Raw genomic sequence first — 19703 nt, forward strand, 5'->3', positions numbered from 1 at the left:
TCATAAAACTTACCCTAAAATAATTAAAAACCATAATACAATCTTATAGTTATCCAGAAGTTTTTAGTATATGGCATAGAAAGTTGTGTAATTGTTAAGGCCAAAATTCCAAAATCCAAAGTATAAGGAAATCTGATCATCCTGAATTTTGTTTATGGCTTCTAAAATTCGAAAGATGGGTCATCTTCTGCTTTGAGATACTTCCTTTTCCCTTTTATTAAGGATTCCTCAATGCTTGGTTCCATTGAGGGATTTCTTGGATAACTCTGACCATTCCACGCAAGTTTTATGAAGCCCATTCCCCCGGATCTTACATAAATATTCAAGTAACCATTGGTAACATCCTCCTTCAAATCATCACCAATGATTACAGGGTATTTAACTATGGTCACATAGGAAATTTCTTTGAATTCATTATCAAGTATTATCATGGTGCATCCACCCGTACCACAAAATTCAGGTCCCATCAAACCAATTAAATACTCTGAATTCCCATCTAAATTCAAATCAATCTCATCATAAATGAATCTTCGTGGAAAATCTGATTGATCACCATATCTTGAAACCAAAAATTCTATGATTTTCTTTTCATTGAAGGAATTCAAAATAATTTTCTCTTTAGGCTGAAAACCCAAATAACTGTATATAAATAGAATGCAGATTTTTGCTACAAAATTCATAATTATACTAATTCTAAATGAATGCGTGTACGCAATGGAGAAAGTAAAATATTAATTCAATCTAATTCTTGTCAGGAGAAGAAAATGTCCGGTATTTCCCTGACTGCCTGCAGGCAGGGTCCTTCTGTCAAGTTCCTAGTAAAGTATTGGGTTTCTGACAGAGAATCGCAAAACTTTTTCTTACAAATATCAGGAAACAGCAGTGTTTTTTAAATAATTTCCCAAACTGAAAAAATAACACTATTTGTTTTTTTTATACCAAACGTTATTTTTATATGTTATTTATCCAAATGCGTATCCATATAGCCTTTTTATTCATTGCTTACGCAATTATTTGTGAGTCCTTTGCTCAGGATACTGTATTTGTTCAAAAACATAGTTTTCAAACTCCCCTTAGAAACATTTTTTTAGCTGATCAAAAAATCCATGCAAAAACAGGTGATGGCGTATATGTCTTAAATCAAGATTCTTGGGAAAAAATTGATCTTGAATTGAATAAAAGTTTTGTTTTCTACAATGAAGGTTTTTTTCAATCGGAATTCGTTCCTAAAGAATATTTAATCGATGCAAAAACAATGGCTCATCTAATTCCTCAAAAGAGCCTTATAAATTGCACCAAAGTTCACTTGAATAATCAATTGTTTCTTTCAGTGGGCGGATCGCTTTTTGAATATGAGATCAGACCTTTTTATAAAGTCCAATATCCCGGAATTTCCATCAGGAATGTTTATATAGATGATCAGATCAAGGTAATTTCAACGTATTCTGGAATTTTTGTAAATGACACACTTAAGGCAGGTTTTCCTCCTTATTCCAATGGAAATTTCACCAAAATCAACGGTAAATATTTTCTTAGCACTGATGATCTATTCAAAGTAATTTCAAATGATTCAGTTCTCTTGCTACCCACAGGGCAAAATATATTTGCCGGTCATTCAAGAAAACTTGTTGAGTGGAATAATAAAACCTTTAGTCTGAATACAAATTCAATAAATGAATTGTTAGATGACTTCTCCTTATACCCTATACACAGAGGTTTTGAATATTCAGATCTTGAGGTCTTCGATTCTTCGCTGGTTTTTTCCACCTATGAAGGGAAAGTATTTTCGTTTGATGGAATAGAAGTTTATGAATTGGCTGATGTCGGTGCCAGAATCAGGGAAATTTTTCCGGGCGATGATTTGATTTATTTAGCAGCAGACAACGGTGCCTTTGCAATCAACCCAAAAGTTGCAGATAGTTTGGAAAAAATTCTGGATAGGTCTTTTTGTGTTGATGTCGAAAAGGATCGTTTCAAAAATCTATGGATAGCAACTGAAAATGGCCTGTTTATCATTCCAAAATCAAGTGAAAAATCTATTCCATTAGTCTCAGACGTTGAGTTTAACCGTTATGGAATGACTCTCTACAATGATCATATATATGCAGGGTCTATCAATGGTCTTTATTTAATAGACATATATGATATAGAAAAAAATTTCCTGCCCTTATTTCTTCAAAAAGTCGAAGACCAAAAAATTCTCCAAAGAAGGTCGCTGATATTCCAAATTGTATTCTTTGGTATTTTAATTCTGTTTTTTGGATTTTTAGTATTTCGAAAATTGTATGCGAGGCGAAAAATTAATCTCCACCAAAAAAGTCGGTTCTACAGCCTTGAACAAATCCAAAATGATATCATAGAGCATAAACTTATCTCTGTTGAATTGTTGGCTTCATTTTACGAAACCAATACAGTACAACTTAACAGGCAATTCAAAAATTTTGGAATTACCCCAGGGAAATTTTTGAAAACCGTGAAAATATCCTGGGCAAATCAATTGCTCAAAGAGGGAGTAGAATTAGATGAAGTAGCCAGAAGGGTAGGATATTCATCAAGATTACTAAAAAATGAATTTGGCCATAAAAGCTAAAATACCGGTTTTTGGTTATGTTCCTTCCTCCAGCCAGGTCATGGTTAAAGTATAGGCAAAGGTCAGAATAATGGCCCCTGTAAACAATCCCAAAATCCCTGAATATAAAAATCCTCCAAAAGCACCCATAAATACCACCATAGAGGGTACCGGAGCACCTTTTCCCAAAATTATCGGTTTAAGAAAATTATCCAAAAGTCCTGCTATTACCATCCAGATTGTAAGAAAAATCGCCATTCCTACACTTCCGTTCATCCAGATATAAATAATCACTCCGATGCTGACAGGAAACAGACCAATCTGAAAGACCGAAAGAATCAAACAAACTAAAATCCAAATACCAGTAAAAGGAATTCCAGCAATAAACATCCCCAATCCGCAAAATAAGGATTGAATTACCGAAACTCCCAAAATTCCTTTGGCCACATTAATAACTGTTGTACGTGCATCATCCGCCATTCTCTCCCCGGTTTTTCCTGCCAGTTTGGTGAAAAACTTTGTTGCATACTGGCCTTCCTCCACTGAATAAGCCATAAAAACCCCACTTACAAGTATAGACAGCGTGAAAATGAATATGCCTGATGCAGTATGGGAAGCCATACTTATAAACTTAAGGAAAACGGGTTTGATTTCTTCTTGATGTCTGATAAAAGTCTCTGAAAGATTAATGGAAGCTTCCTCCCAAATCGAATATAAACTCTTTCCAATAATGGGAAAATTGGCAACAGAATCATATGGAGGAGGAATGTGAAGGTCATCGTTTTGAAAGGAGGATATAAGAGCCTTGAACTCATCGACCGTACTCAACATGATCAAAACAGAGGGCAATATGATAATCATCAATAAGCCGACGACAATAATTCCTGCGGCCAATCCAGAACGGTCTTTAAGTTTTTTTGTCAAAAATTTATGGAAAGGGCCTAAAGTTATAGCCAAAACCCCACCCCAAATCAATAAGGTGATAAATGGCTGAAGAATAAAAAAACAAAGCATCAGCAAAATCCCTAATGCAAGGATTTGAATTACTAAATGGATTTGGGAAGGTTTTTGAATCTGGGAGTTTAAAGGATTTTCCATTGCATAAATTGATGAATATTTAAAACCAAAAATTACAAATTAATGTCAATAAATTCATACGTACTAGGAAAATAAATCAGGTAACTGATAGGTACGAATGACATAAATGTTAAATCCCCCTCGGCAAGCTCGGGGAACGGAGAATATGGTTAACTAAGGAGGGTGTTGGAAAAGCGGCGCCGCCGCTTTTCCAACACCCTCCTTCCCACATGATCTACCCGGTGGCCGAGCTTGCCGAGGCCCATTTAATTTGACCACAATGTCATTCCCCTCTTTGTAAATGCCAATTTTGACCACTCAAGATGACGGCTGCATAGCGGGTAAACCTGATATCACTAACTATTTTGAATATCTCAAAAAATTTCCTGCTGAAAAAGAATTGGCCAATTTAAAAGTGGGTTGCAAAATCCTTGAAGTTTGAATCCTCAATTTTCCTCGGGAAACAATTTAAGTGTCTTGGGACAGGATTCCCGTTCATTCGTCCCTGATTGATTTTATTTATCATTGATATTAAGGAGATTAGATAAATAATAAATCTTTTAACTTAACCTCTTTCTTTATGAAAATTTTAAAAATTACGGTGTCCCTGGCATTCTTGATGATGTTGACGCCAATGATTTCAAACGCACAGGATCAGGTGGTAACACTTGAATTTCAGAATGCTGCAAAGGCTTTGGAGGTGGTGCAGAAATATACCAAAGCACTTCAGGCAGGTGATGTAGCTACGATGAATGCCCAATTCGCACCGGGCGCGATGATTTATGGATTGGGAGGAGGTTTGGACTCACTCACAGTAGCCCAACACAAGGAATATTACACCAATAGCACCAACCAATTCAAACATACCCTTTCACAAGAGCTCTATCTACCTGTGAAAGTCACCAACAATTGGAACGAGGGAGAGTGGGTATTGTCATGGGGTACCAATACCATTCAAAATAAAGCAACCGGTAAAATCATAACAGTTCCCTATCATACTGCAGGGCGAATAGTGAATGGTAAAATTGAATTTTTACGCTATTGGTATGATATGTTGAATATTATGGAAGCACAGGGATTTGAAGTCAAACCACCATCCAAGTAAGTTTTTTAAATTTTATATTTTATCGACTTCATCAGGCATTTGGGATATTCTTATTCCAAGTGCCTTTTTTTAATAGAACAGAGAATATCAATCTATGCTCAAATTCTTCTTTTTTAACTTTTACTTAATCGAAAGGATTTTCAATAGCACGCGGATGACGCTGATTTAGCAGATTTTCACTGATTTTTTTTGATCTGTGTTCATCAGTTTAATCAGCGTCATCAGCGTTCCATAACTAAGTTGATGTAAAGGTTTGAAATAATTTATTGATATTCAAGAAATCAAAAAATCCATGAATTCCGATTTCAAGCAAATAAGCATCCTCACAGATTTAGCCAAATCAGCTGCACTAAAAGCCGGGAAGAAAATCCTTGAAATTTACCATTCCGAAGAAATTGGGCTTACCCTCAAAGAAGACCAATCTCCCCTGACCTTGGCAGACCAAGCGGCCCATAGATTAATCCTAGCTTTATTGGAGCAAACCGGTTTGCCGGTATTATCAGAAGAAGGTGCTGATATTCCCTTTTCAGTCCGCAAGGATTGGGAGTATTATTGGTTGGTCGATCCTTTGGATGGTACCAAGGAATTTGTGAAAAGGAATGGAGAATTTACCGTCAATATCGCGCTGATACATTTCGGAAAACCCGTAATGGGTGTGGTCTACGCTCCTGTCTTGGATTGGTTGTATTGGGGTAGCTTGGAATCCGGTGCATGGAAGCAAGAAGGCAATATGGAACCTGTAAGACTGGAAAAGGTTCCGGATACCGCCATCAAGACCATTGTAGCCAGCAGGTCCCATATGAATCCGGAAACAAGGAATTTCATTGCAAAATATCCTGAAGCCAAAGTTATCCATATGGGTTCCTCTTTGAAAATAACACTGGTAGCCGAAAACAAAGCGCAGCTTTATCCCCGCTTTGGTCCTACTATGGAGTGGGATACTGCTGCGGCACATGCCATTGTTTTGGCGATGGGTGGGAAGGTTATGGCAATAAAAGGAGGGGTTTCCTTGACGTACAATAAGCCAAATTTATTGAATTCCGATTTTTTGGTTCAGGGTTTTGGTACAGCTGATTTCAAATTTTAGATTAAGGGATGATTTGATTTTGTTTTCTCTCTCTAGCCTTGACCACGGTGGGAGTGATTTAATCCGATTTGCTATTTCAAGACCAAATGGATGAAAAATGAAAATCGGCCCTCGATTTCGTTCGGGAAATTTTCAGGTGCTTTGGGACAATAAAACCTACCATTCGTCCTACTTCAGTTTCAATAAACCCGATATTTTTTAATTTGAGTAAAAACTGATAAATCATGAAATTTTTAATAGTAGACGATGAAAAAGATGTCGAAATGTTATTTCGGCAAAAGCTTCGAAAAGAAGTAAGAAGCGGGGATATTGAGCTGGAATTTGCTTTTTCGGGGAATGAAGCTTTAGAATTACTAAGAAGTCATCAACCCCCTGAGGTCATGTATATTTTCTCGGATATCAATATGCCGGGAATGACAGGATTAGAGCTATTGGATAAGGTTAAGGCGGAATTCCCCCAAATACAGGTAAGTATGATTTCGGCTTATGGCGACCGTGAAAATTACAACAGGGCCATCAATTCCGGAGCAAAAGGGTTTTTTGTGAAACCTATAGATTTTGATTCTTTGAAAGGGGAATTGAACGAGATTATTGGAAATGCCCAATAAGCAATGATGGGATCGGTTAGCTATCCCTACTATGCCAGTAGGATAGCCCACCTCCCCGACTATTTTTTTGAAAGATGGGAAATCAAAAATAATAGCAAGTGGAAAAATTGAATGAGTAATTAAATCACCCCTTTCCTATTTCTTTAAAAATGAAGAACCTAAGGATTGTCCTTATGATATTGTAAAGGCTCATGGAGGGGAATTGAGGGTGGAATCTAGAGAAGGTATAGGAAGTAAGTTTTTATCCAATTGCCAAAATAGGTATTGATATGATCCGAAGATTATATGTCCATAGATTATCCATAATAGTAACCATAAGTATTTGGTTACTATTTCCAAGTGTAGGGAAGGCTCAGCAGTATACATATACCGACTCGATTCTGACTTCGCTTAAAAGAATAGAAAAAGGAGAAGGGCTAAACAGCACTTACTACAAAGAGGTGATGGATCTGATAAATCGAAACAAAAAGGAGGTGTTGTTGGATAATCTCTCCCTCAGTCAAGAGTTGGAACGCATCAAACCCATCCTTACCGAAGAGGAATACTACCTACTGATTCTGGATTTTTATAAAAGCCATTTTGAATTGGAGAGCATTCCAAATGAAAGTCTGATCAGATTTGGTAAGGATTTTATTGAAGCCAACAAGGCTGATTGTTCCGTTGCTTGCAAGAGAACCTTGCTTGAAATCATCAGGGAAACCCGATTGCCTTTAAGGAATCTGGGATTAATGTACGATGGCATTACCTACTACACTTCTTTGGGTAACTATTTCGTTGAAAAAAATGATGAGGACGCTGCCTCAATTGTGTACAGCTCTATCACAGGATTTTATTCCCGAATGGGGCTAATTGCAAAAGCAGAGTATTATGCGCTAAAATCACTGAGCTATCTTAAGGATAATCCTGCCAACGACACCTTATATATCTTGTTAGGTACCAGTGGAAAAGCGAATCGTTGTTTGCAATTGGCCACTATTTATTTGGCAGGAAATTTTCCCGAAAAAGCTGAATATTATCTAAAGCTTGCAATAAATGAGTACGAAAAATTGGAATTCCCCTTACTTTATGGGGACGCTCCATTTATTTTTTTGCAGATGGCGAGTGCTAAAAGCCTATTGAAGAGTGATAGCAGTCGTTTTTTTTTCGACAAAACCTATGATCTTTTAAATACCTATGATAGTGACGTGATGAACTATGGCTCTGTAGGTGAAGACATTTACTATGCATGGTATTATCTGGAAAAAGGCAAATATTTTTTAATGCAAAATCAAAATGATTCAGCAGCTCATTATTTTAACCTTACAAAAAATCTGAAAGAAATTAAAAATCTGGGAGTCACAAGCCCATTAGGTGAGTTAAAACCAAATTTTTATGCTGCTACATTGGCGCTAGAGGAAGGTAGGCCGTTGCAGGCGATTCAATTATTGAATTCTGAAATTCAGGAACTCAAGGCTATTAGCGGAAGATATTCGCTGATTGAGGAATTGGAGTTATTGGCTAAAGCTTACGCTGCTGCGGGTTTACACAAAGAGGCCTTTGCTACACACCAGGAGCTCTTGGGCTTGCTTCAGCTTTTAAAACAGGAATCAGATGAGGCAAAATCCCTGAGTTTCGAAATAGAACAGAAAATGCAGGCCGATGAAAATAACATTGCCCTTTTGAAAGCCAAAGAAGAAGCCAATGAGAAAACAAAATATTACCTATATGGTATAGCTGGGCTTTTGGGTCTGTTTGCATTTACACTAGGTTTAGCCATTATAAACAAGCAAAAGTCAAACGCCAGTTTAACCTCAAAAAATAAAGAGATCACCACTACTTTGGAGCAGCTCAAATCCACCCAAGCCCAACTGATCCAATCAGAAAAGATGGCTTCGCTTGGTGAACTCACTGCCGGCATTGCACATGAGATCCAAAACCCGCTGAATTTTGTGAATAATTTTTCTGAGGTGAGTGCGGAGTTGGTGGAAGAGATCAAAGAAACAAGAATCAAGAGCCAAGAAACAAGACCAAAGACAGAGGAGGACGAAATCGAGGATGAGATTCTTGAGGATATTAAGAAAAACTTGGAAAAGATCAACCACCATGGTAAGCGGGCGGATGCGATCGTGAAGGGGATGTTGGAGCATAGCAAAAGAGGATCTGGTCAGAAAGAGCCTACTGATCTCAACGCATTGGCGGATGAGTTTCTTCGCTTGAGTTATCAGTCCTTTTTGGCAAAGGAACCCGAATTCAAAGCTGAGCTGAAAACAGACTTTGACCCCAATCTTACCAAAGTTTCGGTTATCCCACAGGACATCGGTAAAGTATTGCTCAATCTGATGAACAATGCTTTTTATGCCTGTGCTGAGCGTAGTCGAAGTGCTGTCAACGAAAAAGAAAAATCCACCCCCCAACCCTCCCGACATGTCGGGACTGGCTCTGAAGGTGGAGAAAAATATACTCCGACTATTTCAGTAAGCTCATTGGTGACCAAGTCCCCTTCAGGGGATTTAGGGGTACAACTCTCTGTCCAAGACAACGGCTCCGGTATCCCTGACTCCATCAAAGAAAAGATCTTCCAACCTTTCTTTACCACCAAGCCAACGGGTTCTGGGACGGGATTGGGTTTATCGTTATCTTATGATATTGTGAAAGCGCATGGGGGAGATTTTCGTGTCCAAAGCACCGTAGGGGAAGGAACAGAAATGACCCTGATTTTATCACTTGATTAAAAAAACAAATGAATAGCACGGCTCGATTAGATACAGAAATTGAAAGTTCCAAACCCTTGATTGATAAGTGGAATTCAGCCTGTGAAAGATCAAAACCCGCAGCCCAAACCTTCCTAAATCATTTTATTGGAAAAGTAAAGGTAAAAGAATCGATACTACTTAGAAAAACATACAAGGAAACTGAAAAAGATAAGTGGTATAGAACTAAATTATTACGGTTATTACTTGTTTTATCTCTAATCGTAAACTTTCAGTTATTTGGACAAAACGAGCGAGTATTACAATTAATGAATGATTTAGAAACTGCATCAACAGACAGTGCTAAAATTTACATTAATAAGCAGTTAGGCTACTACTATCAAAATGTCAACCAAAAAAAAGCATTGGAATATTTTGATGCCGGTTTGAAGGCCGCTGTCAATGCCAATGATAGTTTGCAAATTGCCAACATTCATTTTGCTAAGGGATACACCTATCGCCTTTTAATAGAATTTCCTGATGCCTTGGATAATTATTTAAAATCCGCTCGGATCTATGAGAGCCTGAATGATAACTGGCGCCTGGTTAACACCTACTTTTCCATTGTGAACTTATATACCAGCAATGAAGATGTTTCTAAGCAGACTGAATACTTGAATAAAGCGGAACAATTAGTAATTAAAGAAAATGACAGCTCGCAGATCAGTAACTTTTACACAAAAAAAGGGATAATTTATGATCAGCAAGGGAAACTTGATTCTGCAGTCATTTTATTGGAAAAGGCATTGGAGATTGCTTTAAAAATCAATGATTCAAATGAAATAGGCTCATCTCTCACTAACCTGGGGCTATCGCTAAAACATCAGAATAAAAACCAAGAAGCGTTGGTCCAGTTTGAGAAAGCCTTGCAAATATATTTATCTAAAAATGATCCATTCTCGCTTGGGGCACTTTACAACAATATAGCTTCGACCTATTTTCAATTAGGTAATTATCAATCAGCGCTGGAGAATTTTAATCTCAGTATAAAGTACGGAGTTGAAGCAGGATCTCCTGAAATACTTTTGGAGAATTACAAAAATCTAGCTTCACTATACGAGGAAAGCAAGTCGTTCGAAGATCAGGTAAAATATCTAAATAAGTACTATACCTTAAAAGATAGTCTCTATACTATTGACAAAGAAAATCAATTAACCCAACTGGAAAGCGACTATATCATTGAAAAGAAAAATCTAGAATTAGAGACAAAAGATTTAGAGATTCAAAAAAAGCAAGCTCAAAACATCACATATATTGTTCTCTTCATTTTTAGCATACTTATTCTGGTTTTACTGATCATTTTTTATAAAAGGTCACGTAGAAAAAATCAACTTTTAACTTCAAAAAATGAAGTAATAAACCAGCAAAAAACAGAGCTGGAAAACACCCTGGAAAACCTCAAATCCACCCAGGCCCAACTGATCCAATCCGAAAAGATGGCCTCTCTCGGCGAACTGACCGCTGGCATTGCCCATGAGATTCAGAATCCCTTGAATTTTGTGAATAATTTTAGTGAGGTGAGTGCTGAGTTGATTGAGGAGATCAAAGAAACAAGAATCAAGAGCCAAGAAACAAGACCAAAGACAGAGGAGGACGAAATCGAGGATGAGATATTGGAGGATATCAAGCAGAACTTGGAAAAGATCAACCACCATGGAAAGCGGGCGGATGCGATTGTGAAGGGGATGTTGGAACATAGCAGGACTGGTTCGGGGGAGAAGGAACTGACCGACATCAATAGTCTGGCAAGCGAGTATTTGAACCTGGCTTACCAAAGCTTCAAATCCAAAAATGAAGGGGTCGATATAAAGCTTATCACAGAGCTTGATCCAACAATCCCCAAAATAGAACTGGTCCGAGCCGATATCGGCAAGGTATTGTTGAATATTCTTAATAATGCTTTTTATGCTGTAGGGACAGGACATGCCCTGTCCCTAGAGCCAATGGTCATCGTTACCACTAAGCTGCGGGAGGGCTCCCCTTCAAGCCTGTCCCGAGACCTCGGGAGGGCTGGGGGTAGCGAGAGGAAGTGGGTACAAATCTCCATCTCCGACAACGGCCCCGGCATCCCCGATGCCATCAGAGACAAAATCTTTCAGCCTTTTTTCACAACTAAACCTACAGGACAAGGCACAGGATTGGGATTATCCTTATCTTATGATATTGTGAAGGCGCATGGTGGGGAGTTGAAGGTGGAAACTATTATTGGTAATGGAAGCAAGTTTATTATCTCATTTCCCCTGAAAGGATGAAAAAAGAAAATCAAATATTCAATCGCATCATGATCCAGTATACACGGTTTTGGCATATCCTGCCCATGATCCTTTTCGGGTGGACTTTGAGTCAGCCAGGCTTCTCTCAAAACTCAACCGTTCCACCTGATCAAATTGATAGTCTTAAAGTTTATGTAAGTCAGCTTTCGGAAAATGATCCGCAATATACCAGACTAACATCCTTATATGCACAAATGTGTTTCGACAGCCTCCGGATAATTGATGGTATGGAAGCCACAAAAAGATTAAAAGAGATCGCTGAAGTATCAGGCAACGACCAAGACCTGGGTTATTTCCATGAGGCTTTGGGATTTCTTCACTCCTATTCACAACTGAAAGAAGCAAACCAGGTGAAAGCCGACTGGCTTTTAAAACAACATCATGAGTTTAGCCGATGGGGAAATATTGAGGGGGGTAAGGACATTAAGAGCGACACTGCCGGGGTAGCTATAGATGCTTATGAGCAGGCGTTGAAATATTATGAGGCGTTAAAAGATACCTTTTCTGTAAGGCATCTCCATGCAGAATTAGCCATGATGTACAGATGGTGGAAACTGCCAGGCAATACCTATAGAGAGACAGCAGAAATTCGCAAATACCAGATTCATCGGGACGAGGTGCTCAACCTTTATCCCGATAGCTATCGGGAAACATCGGAAGAAATCCTGCTCAATCTTGTGATGAAAATCCAGCAGCTTGCAGACTTGTGGTATCAACAAATCAACCAGACCTCTGAAATTGAATTGTCGCTTGCTAATCAGGTTTCAAACATCAAAGATCCGTTTAACCGTGCCTGGGGATATCATATGCTCAGTCGAAATTACGGGGGCAATAACCGGTTCTTCTTAGGGCTGAGCTACAATTCAAATTCCATTGAGTTATTGCAACAGCTTGGAGAAACAAACCTTCAATCATTTTGCTATTATCATGCCGCATCAATCTATCAACGGGCCTCTGTTCGGCAACCGGAGTTGCGAACTAAAGTTGTCGAGAATTGCGAAAAAGCTATACACTTTCACCAACAAATGAATTTTACCAAAGGAATAGAGAAGGTGTATTGGCTTTATGTTCAAACAAAGCACAGGTTAAATGAGGATGCTATGAATAATGAAGCTGGCCTTTCCGAAGCTTCAAGCATTCCTGACAGTATTAATGTAGCCATGGATCACTACTTCAAATACCTCGGAAATAATCTTAACTCTGGATTGAATAAGCAACTTTTCGCCTTTTATTTTCAACAAAAGGCAACCATGCAAAACAAAACTGGCAACGTAGAACAGGCTTTGGAGGATAATTTTCGTGCGCTGAACCTGCTGCTATCTATTGCAGATTTTCGAGGTGCTAGCTATTCTGCACTCGCAATCGCTAAGAATTTTAAGGAAAGGAAAAGCTATGAAAAAGCATTGCAGTATGCCCTTCAAGCATATCAATACGCAACCGAAACCACCTGGACTATCACCATGATCTCCGGGTCAGCATTGGTGGCGGAGCTCTATGAAGAAACCGGGCAGTTGGGCAAGGCTATCGAATATTTGAAAATTAACCAAGGACTGGTGACAGAAAACGAGCGGCTGAATAACCAAATTCAATTTACTGAGATGCAAGTGGCTGGAGCGATCAAAGAGAGTCAGCATGAAATTGACCGGTTGGATACTCAGCGTAAAATGGTGGAAAGTGAAAATGAAAATCAACGCATCATTCTTGTAATGGCAGGCATATTGTTGGTCTTCTTGCTGGTGTTTTCTGTTATAATCTATCGAAATAGTGTTTCCAGGAAGAAAACCAACCAGGAATTAAGTCAACAAAGAGATTCGTTGCAGAAAACACTTTTGCAGTTGCAATCCACCCAAGCCCAACTCATCCAATCCGAAAAGATGGCTTCTCTTGGAGAACTCACAGCCGGCATTGCCCATGAGATTCAGAATCCGTTGAATTTTGTAAATAATTTTTCGGAAGTGAGTGCGGAGCTTTTGGATGAAGTTAAAGAGACAAGAACCAAGAGCCAAGAAACAAGACCAAGGACAGAGGAAGACGAAATCGAGGACGAGATTCTGGAGGATATTAAGAAAAACTTGGAAAAGATCAATCATCATGGGAAGCGGGCAGATGCGATAGTGAAGGGGATGTTGGAGCATAGTAGGACCGGTTCGGGGGAGAAGGAATTGACCGACATCAATAGTCTGGCAAGCGAGTATTTGAACCTGGCTTACCAATCCTTCAAATCCAAAAATGAAGGGGTCGATATAAAGCTTATCACAGAGCTTGATCCAACAATCCCCAAAATAGAATTGGTCCGACCCGATATCGGGAAAGTATTGTTGAATATTCTCAACAATGCATTCTACGCTTGTACTTTAACTTCGATCAGTACTGACACTTCAAAATTCGATATTCCCTTAAATCATCCGACTGTTGGTATTACCACCAAAAGCCTTGGCGACTCAATCCTGATTTCCATTTCCGACAACGGCCCTGGCATCCCCGACTCCATCAAAGAAAAAATCTTCCAGCCTTTCTTTACTACCAAACCAACGGGTTCCGGAACTGGCTTGGGCTTGTCACTATCTTATGATATAGTGAAGGCGCATGGAGGGGAGTTGAGGGTGGAAAGTGAAGAAAATGTATTTACTAAAATAATTATAAACCTGCCTATCCACATATAAATACTAATCATATGATGTCTCAACTTTTCGATAGTGATTTATATAGGCTTCATCCCTCTTTTATAGCGGCTTTTGCTGAATTTATACTTTCCCTCTTTATTTTTTCTTATTTCTTAAGTCTTAAAGGAAAAACGAAAGACACCTGGATGATGGTAGGCTTTATTGGAATATTGATGTCAACTTATTTTGTTGATTTGGCTGTAACGTCAAGTTCACCTCCAATTTATAGCATTTTTAGAGTGATCCATCTGTCTTTATTTTCTATTTGGATGCTTTATTGGATATGGGTAGCATATAATTATAGAGGCAAGCCCTGGCCAAGAGAAGGCGTTTTTGCGATTATTATTGCTGGAGTTTTAGTTGTTGCTATCTTAATTGACGATATCATTTATCAGTTACCTAAAATTGGCGCTAACTTTTTTTTCAAAACTATTTCTTTCCACACTGTAGTAATATTTTGGGTTTTTGTTGTTTTGTTAAGAAGATTTTATTTCCTGAAAAAAGCACTAGTTAGAGCTAATGAAAAAGATGGAGATAATTCCTCAAATTATATAGATCATAAAGTAACTGCAATAAGAGCTTTTGCTGTATTAAGTATTTGCTGGTTTTTTTTATTATTAATTACCAAATCCCCGATCACTTATCATTCAGGACAAATGATTTTGTTATTGGGAATAATGATGATTCATATAAGTTTTACCCAAGAGATTACTTCCATCCAAGTAAAACTAGTTATACTTCCATTATCAGCAATTCTTGTTATACTTGGTATTATGCCATTTATTCTTTTTGGGACTTCGAGTCCTGAAAGTACTTGGGGTGAATCAAATTTAGAGTTACAGCAAAAGTTGAGTCTCTTTGTTTGGATAATCCCAAGTTCTGCCATTTTTATTTTAGTCGCCTTTTTTCTTTTTTATCGAATTGGAATATTAAAGCCTTTATCACTTTTGATGAATGGAGTCCAGCACATAGAAAAAGGAGACCTTAATGTCAAAGTTCCTATTTTTAATAGAGATGAAATCGGTTCATTAGCTAAAAATGTTAATGAAATGGCTTTTTCACTAAAGTTGTCTAAGGAGGAATTGGAAAATAAAGTTTTGGAAAGGACATTCCAACTACAAGAATCAATTAATCAGCTCAAATCCACCCAAGCCCAACTCATCCAATCCGAAAAGATGGCATCGCTTGGGGAGCTGACTGCAGGCATTGCGCATGAGATCCAAAACCCGCTGAATTTTGTGAATAATTTTTCGGAAGTGAGTGCGGAGCTTTTGGATGAAGTTAAAGAGACAAGAACCAAGAGTCAAGAAACAAGACCAAGGACAGAGGAAGACGAAATCGAGGACGAGATTCTGGAGGACATAAAGAAAAACTTAGAAAAGATCAATCATCACGGCAAGCGTGCAGATGCCATTGTCAAAGGAATGCTGGAACACAGCAGGACGAGTACTGGTGAAAAAGCTCCAACCGACTTGAACGCCTTGGCTGAAGAGTACGTCCGACTTTCCTATCATGGATTCAGAGCCAAAGACAAATCCTTCAATGCAGACTATAAACTAGACCTCGACCCTAATCTACCAAAGGTAAATGTGGTGGCCTCAGATATCGGACGGGTGATTTTGAACTTGGTAAACAATGCATTCTACGCGGTTCATGAAAAATCGAAATCTACCCCCCAACCCTCCCGAAACATCGGGACAGGCTCTCAAGGGGGTGCTGTCCTAGCTCCAACTGTAATTCTCAAAACGACTACGGTCAAGTCCCCTTCAGGGGATTTAGGGGTAGAGATTTCTGTAAAAGACAATGGAAATGGAATTCCGGATTCGATTAAAGAAAAGATCTTTCAACCTTTTTTCACTACCAAACCGACAGGGTCTGGGACAGGATTGGGATTATCCTTATCTTATGATATTGTAAAGGCGCATGGGGGGGAGTTGAGGGTTGAGAGTTCCGAAGGAGAATACACCACCATAACCATAATACTTCCAGCCAAATGATAAAAAACACACTTTTTATAGCGCTAATTGCCTCAGCCTTAAGTTGCACAAAAGCACCCGAAACTGAAAATGAGCCCATTTCAGAAAAGCAATTAGGCATAACCTTTAAAGATTCTTTTCCGGAGCCGGAAATAGTTCAATTCAAGCTCGGACCCAAAATCCCAAAAGAAGCTTATATCGCGAGTCAAAGGAAGTTTTCGCTTGAAGCGGAGTATGGAAAGGAGGCAGTTTCTTCAATCACTCCGAAAGACGGTTTACCTCCTGAGGGTTACCCACAATTAGGGTTTGACAAAAAAGGAAATGTTTGGATAAATACCTCAACCTCGCTGCAATACGATGGAAGCCGTTTTAAGGAGTTTGATGTGATTGGTACAGACCTTACAACAAGGAGCATACTTATTGATAAAAATGATCACCTCTGGATTCATGGATTTAAAACAGCCAATGACAGCATAGAAGACAGAATAATGATTTTTGATGGTATTCGATGTAAAGATGTCGCGGGGCTAAAGGTTAAAACTAAAGTCTCCAAAACTTCACTTGGCTTAGGCATGTTTGCAGGAGCAGACAAATCAATTTGGGTGATAAATTCTTTGGAGCGAAAAATCATGAAATATGTGGGAGAAGAGGTCGTGGAGTCCTTTGAATATGGTGATTTATCCATAAATGATGAGGCTTCACTTCAGGATCTCGGCGACGAAGGTCTATTTATTTTTGATTATTATAATGCAATCCTAACACGCATTAAGGCTGGGTATTTTGAAACTACAGAGCTCAAAACTATTCTGCCGGAGACTAGAATACTTGCGATAAATGTTACCGACTCCAACACCTTCTACGCCAGTACAACGTCAGGCACCTATAGAATTGATAATAAAAAAGCAACATCACTTAATAAGGATAGTAGGGGGCTGTTTATCGATAAAAATAATTTTGTCTGGAACATCACTGATAAAGGTATAAAAAAGAGCAAGGGTACCCTTACGCTGGAATTTGAAAACTCTTCTTTGTTCAATAATTCAATAGGGCTTACGCTCAAGAGCGATAACAATGATCATACCTGGATCGCGGTTAAAAGTTTAATTGGGAGGTTTGATGAGACGATCAAAACCTATAACAACCTATTCGATGGCGGGGATAACACATCACGAATCATAAATCTGTATCAGGCAAGAAATAGTGATATATATCTGGGCACCTTAACTAAGGGGTTAATCCATTTTGATGGAACTACGATTACCCAATACGACTTTCTCAAAAAGCAGACGAAGGATAGCCGTGAAAACCGTATACTTTCAATTGCAGAAGATCCAGAAGGTAATATTTGGTTTACACAGTTTGGCGGGAGGCTGACAAAATTCGACGCTGAGTTTTTCCAATCCTATGATCTGGATGCATTTTTATCTAAAATATATCACGTTGATTCGGCAGGGACGTTTTGGTTAGATATCTGGGATCAGGATTTTAAAAAGGGAGGTCTCTATAAATTCGACGGCAAAGATTTCTTAAAAGTAACAACTCCATCAAAGATTGGTTTAAGGGCTACATCTGTATGTACAGATACCTCTGGCGCCGCCTGGATTGGTACTGGAGAGGCACTTTGGAAATTCGATAAAGGAATATTTACAAAATACACCACTCAGGACGGCCTGCCAAACGATTTCATCAATACTGTTCAGTCAGATGCCAAAGGAAACATTTGGATCGGAACAGATAACGGGTTAAGTATTTTTGATGGTAAGAAATTCAGAAATTATGGCAGACCTGAAGGCATAGTAGAAAAAATTATTGGAAGCATTATACCAGATTCGACTAACAATAAATTCTGGATAAAAGGCCAGTTTTCGGACTATCTTATAGCCGCTAGCTACAACGACCAAACCAAAGAACTCCAGGTAGAAACCTTTTCTGCTAACCAAGGTTTCCCTATTCCTTCCTATAATGCTTTTTTGGTAGATCAACAAGGGTTGATATGGATGTCCACAAATAGCGGTGATCTTGCAAGATTTGATTACCAAACCCTCAAGAAAAACAGTAACCCATTCCCAATCCACTTGAATACCATACTTGTCAATGGCGAATCCTTGGTTTGGTCCGAGCTAAATGAAAATTACTCAGAGGATAGTCTGATCTCAAAGACAGAAATGATTTCCCGGTTCGGAAAAGAGAAATCAACAGAGGAAATTGAGGCATTAAAAGAAACCTTTTCTTCCATAAGCTATGACAGTTTAATCCCTTTCGATTTTATACCGATAGGCCTGGAACTTCCTTTTTCAGCTAATTCATTAAGTTTTGAGTTTACAGCTATTGACCCTTTCTTCTCCAAAAGCACCCTATATCAGTATTACCTGGATGGTTTTGACAAAGCCTGGAGTCCTTTGAGCAAAAACAATACCGCCAATTTTGGCAACCTGATGGAGGGCAGTTATACCTTTCAGTTAAAGGCCCTGAACCCTTATGGCATCTGGAGTGAAATGAGCTATTCTTTCCGGGTGCTGCCTCCCTGGTACCGCACCTGGTGGGCGTATTTGTTGTATGCTTTCTTATTTTTTGGGGCCATTACAGGCTTTATCCGCTGGCGAACCAATAAGCTGAAAACCGAGAAGGCATTGCTGGAACAGGAAGTTTCACATCGAACTTCCGAACTGAAAGAATCCCTCGAACACCTCAAATCCACCCAGGCCCAACTCATCCAATCTGAAAAGATGGCCTCACTCGGAGAGCTGACTGCAGGCATTGCGCATGAGATCCAAAACCCGCTGAATTTTGTGAATAATTTTTCGGAAGTGAGTGCGGAGCTTTTGGATGAAGTTAAAGAGACAAGAACCAAGAGCCAAGAAACAAGACCAAGGACAGAGGAAGACGAAATCGAGGACGAGATTCTGGAGGACATAAAGAAAAACTTAGAAAAGATCAATCATCACGGCAAGCGTGCAGATGCCATTGTCAAAGGAATGCTGGAACACAGCAGGACGAGTACTGGTGAAAAAGCCCCGACCGACTTGAATGCCCTGGCGGATGAGTACGTCCGACTTTCCTATCATGGATTCAGAGCCAAAGACAAATCCTTCAATACAGACTATAAACTAGACCTCGACCCTAATCTACCAAAGGTAAATGTGGTGGCCTCGGATATCGGCAGGGTAATTCTGAACTTGGTAAACAATGCTTTTTACGCCTGTGCTGAGCGAGGTCGAAGTACAGTCAATGAAAAATCCAAGTCAGGTCCCGATAGTCATCGGGGAGAAGGCTATAAACCGGAGGTGATTGTCAGTTCAAGCAAGACTGAAAATGGAATTGAGATTTCTGTAAAAGACAATGGAAATGGAATTCCGGATTCGATCAAAGAAAAGATCTTTCAACCTTTTTTCACTACCAAACCAACAGGGTCTGGGACGGGATTGGGACTTTCTCTTTCTTACGACATTATCAAAGCGCATGGAGGAGAGTTGAGAGTCGTTAGCGAAGAAGGAAAAGGCACGGAAATGAAAATTATACTCCTAATCATAAAAGATTCATGATCTCCTTTTTACGCAAAATACTACTTTGTTTTTTACTGATCTTAAGCTTAGCTACTGGCTCTGCCTTCGCTCAG

The 19703-nt window shown here is 39.0% G+C and carries 11 protein-coding genes; 9 read left to right on the forward strand and 2 right to left on the reverse strand.

The window, feature by feature from the left end; all coding sequences use genetic code 11:
* Positions 1-161: 161 nt before the first annotated feature.
* Positions 162-680: a hypothetical protein gene (locus B9A52_RS06690; protein WP_084119571.1), complete on the reverse strand. Its 519-nt coding sequence runs from the start codon at positions 678-680 to the stop codon at positions 162-164.
* A 275-nt stretch (positions 681-955) separates the two neighbouring features.
* On the opposite strand from B9A52_RS06690, the gene B9A52_RS06695 reads away from it, so the two are divergent.
* Positions 956-2590 carry a helix-turn-helix domain-containing protein gene (locus tag B9A52_RS06695; RefSeq protein WP_084119572.1) on the forward strand — a complete coding sequence of 545 codons (1635 nt, stop codon included), beginning with the start codon at positions 956-958 and terminating at the stop codon, positions 2588-2590.
* 15 nt (positions 2591-2605) lie between these two features.
* On the opposite strand, the gene B9A52_RS06700 is transcribed toward B9A52_RS06695, so the two are convergent.
* A complete protein-coding gene (locus tag B9A52_RS06700; RefSeq protein ID WP_084119573.1) occupies positions 2606-3667 on the reverse strand; it encodes an AI-2E family transporter in 1062 nt (353 codons plus the stop codon).
* A gap of 559 nt (positions 3668-4226) precedes the next feature.
* On the opposite strand from B9A52_RS06700, the gene B9A52_RS06705 reads away from it, so the two are divergent.
* The 8 genes from B9A52_RS06705 to B9A52_RS26450 all read left to right on the forward strand — a co-directional run bounded on the left by B9A52_RS06705 (position 4227) and on the right by B9A52_RS26450 (position 19629).
* Positions 4227-4751, forward strand: a complete 525-nt coding sequence (locus B9A52_RS06705) for a nuclear transport factor 2 family protein (protein ID WP_231955512.1) — start codon at positions 4227-4229, stop codon at positions 4749-4751.
* A gap of 292 nt (positions 4752-5043) precedes the next feature.
* Positions 5044-5838 carry a 3'(2'),5'-bisphosphate nucleotidase CysQ gene (gene cysQ, locus B9A52_RS06710; RefSeq protein WP_084119574.1) on the forward strand — a complete coding sequence of 265 codons (795 nt, stop codon included), beginning with the start codon at positions 5044-5046 and terminating at the stop codon, positions 5836-5838.
* Positions 5839-6062: 224 nt separating this feature from the next.
* On the forward strand, positions 6063-6446 hold the full coding sequence (locus B9A52_RS06715) for a response regulator (protein ID WP_084119575.1): 384 nt from the start codon (positions 6063-6065) through the stop codon (positions 6444-6446).
* 269 nt (positions 6447-6715) lie between these two features.
* Complete coding sequence (locus tag B9A52_RS26095; RefSeq protein WP_231955513.1) at positions 6716-9157, forward strand: sensor histidine kinase; 2442 nt, start codon at positions 6716-6718, stop codon at positions 9155-9157.
* Positions 9158-9444: 287 nt separating this feature from the next.
* Entirely contained in the window at positions 9445-11427 is a 1983-nt protein-coding gene (locus tag B9A52_RS06725) for a tetratricopeptide repeat-containing sensor histidine kinase (protein ID WP_172805172.1), read from the forward strand.
* Positions 11428-11456: 29 nt separating this feature from the next.
* A complete protein-coding gene (locus B9A52_RS06730; protein ID WP_172805173.1) occupies positions 11457-14111 on the forward strand; it encodes a sensor histidine kinase in 2655 nt (884 codons plus the stop codon).
* 11 nt (positions 14112-14122) lie between these two features.
* Positions 14123-16108 carry a sensor histidine kinase gene (locus tag B9A52_RS06735; RefSeq protein WP_172805174.1) on the forward strand — a complete coding sequence of 662 codons (1986 nt, stop codon included), beginning with the start codon at positions 14123-14125 and terminating at the stop codon, positions 16106-16108.
* Positions 16105-19629 (forward strand): sensor histidine kinase, encoded by a 3525-nt coding sequence (locus B9A52_RS26450; protein WP_084119578.1) that lies wholly within the window; start codon positions 16105-16107, stop codon positions 19627-19629. The genes B9A52_RS06735 and B9A52_RS26450 overlap by 4 nt, the downstream gene beginning before the upstream one ends.
* Positions 19630-19703 lie beyond the last annotated feature (74 nt).

It is taken from the genome of Aquiflexum balticum DSM 16537 (genome assembly GCF_900176595.1).
Taxonomy (GTDB): Bacteria; Bacteroidota; Bacteroidia; order Cytophagales; family Cyclobacteriaceae; genus Aquiflexum; species Aquiflexum balticum.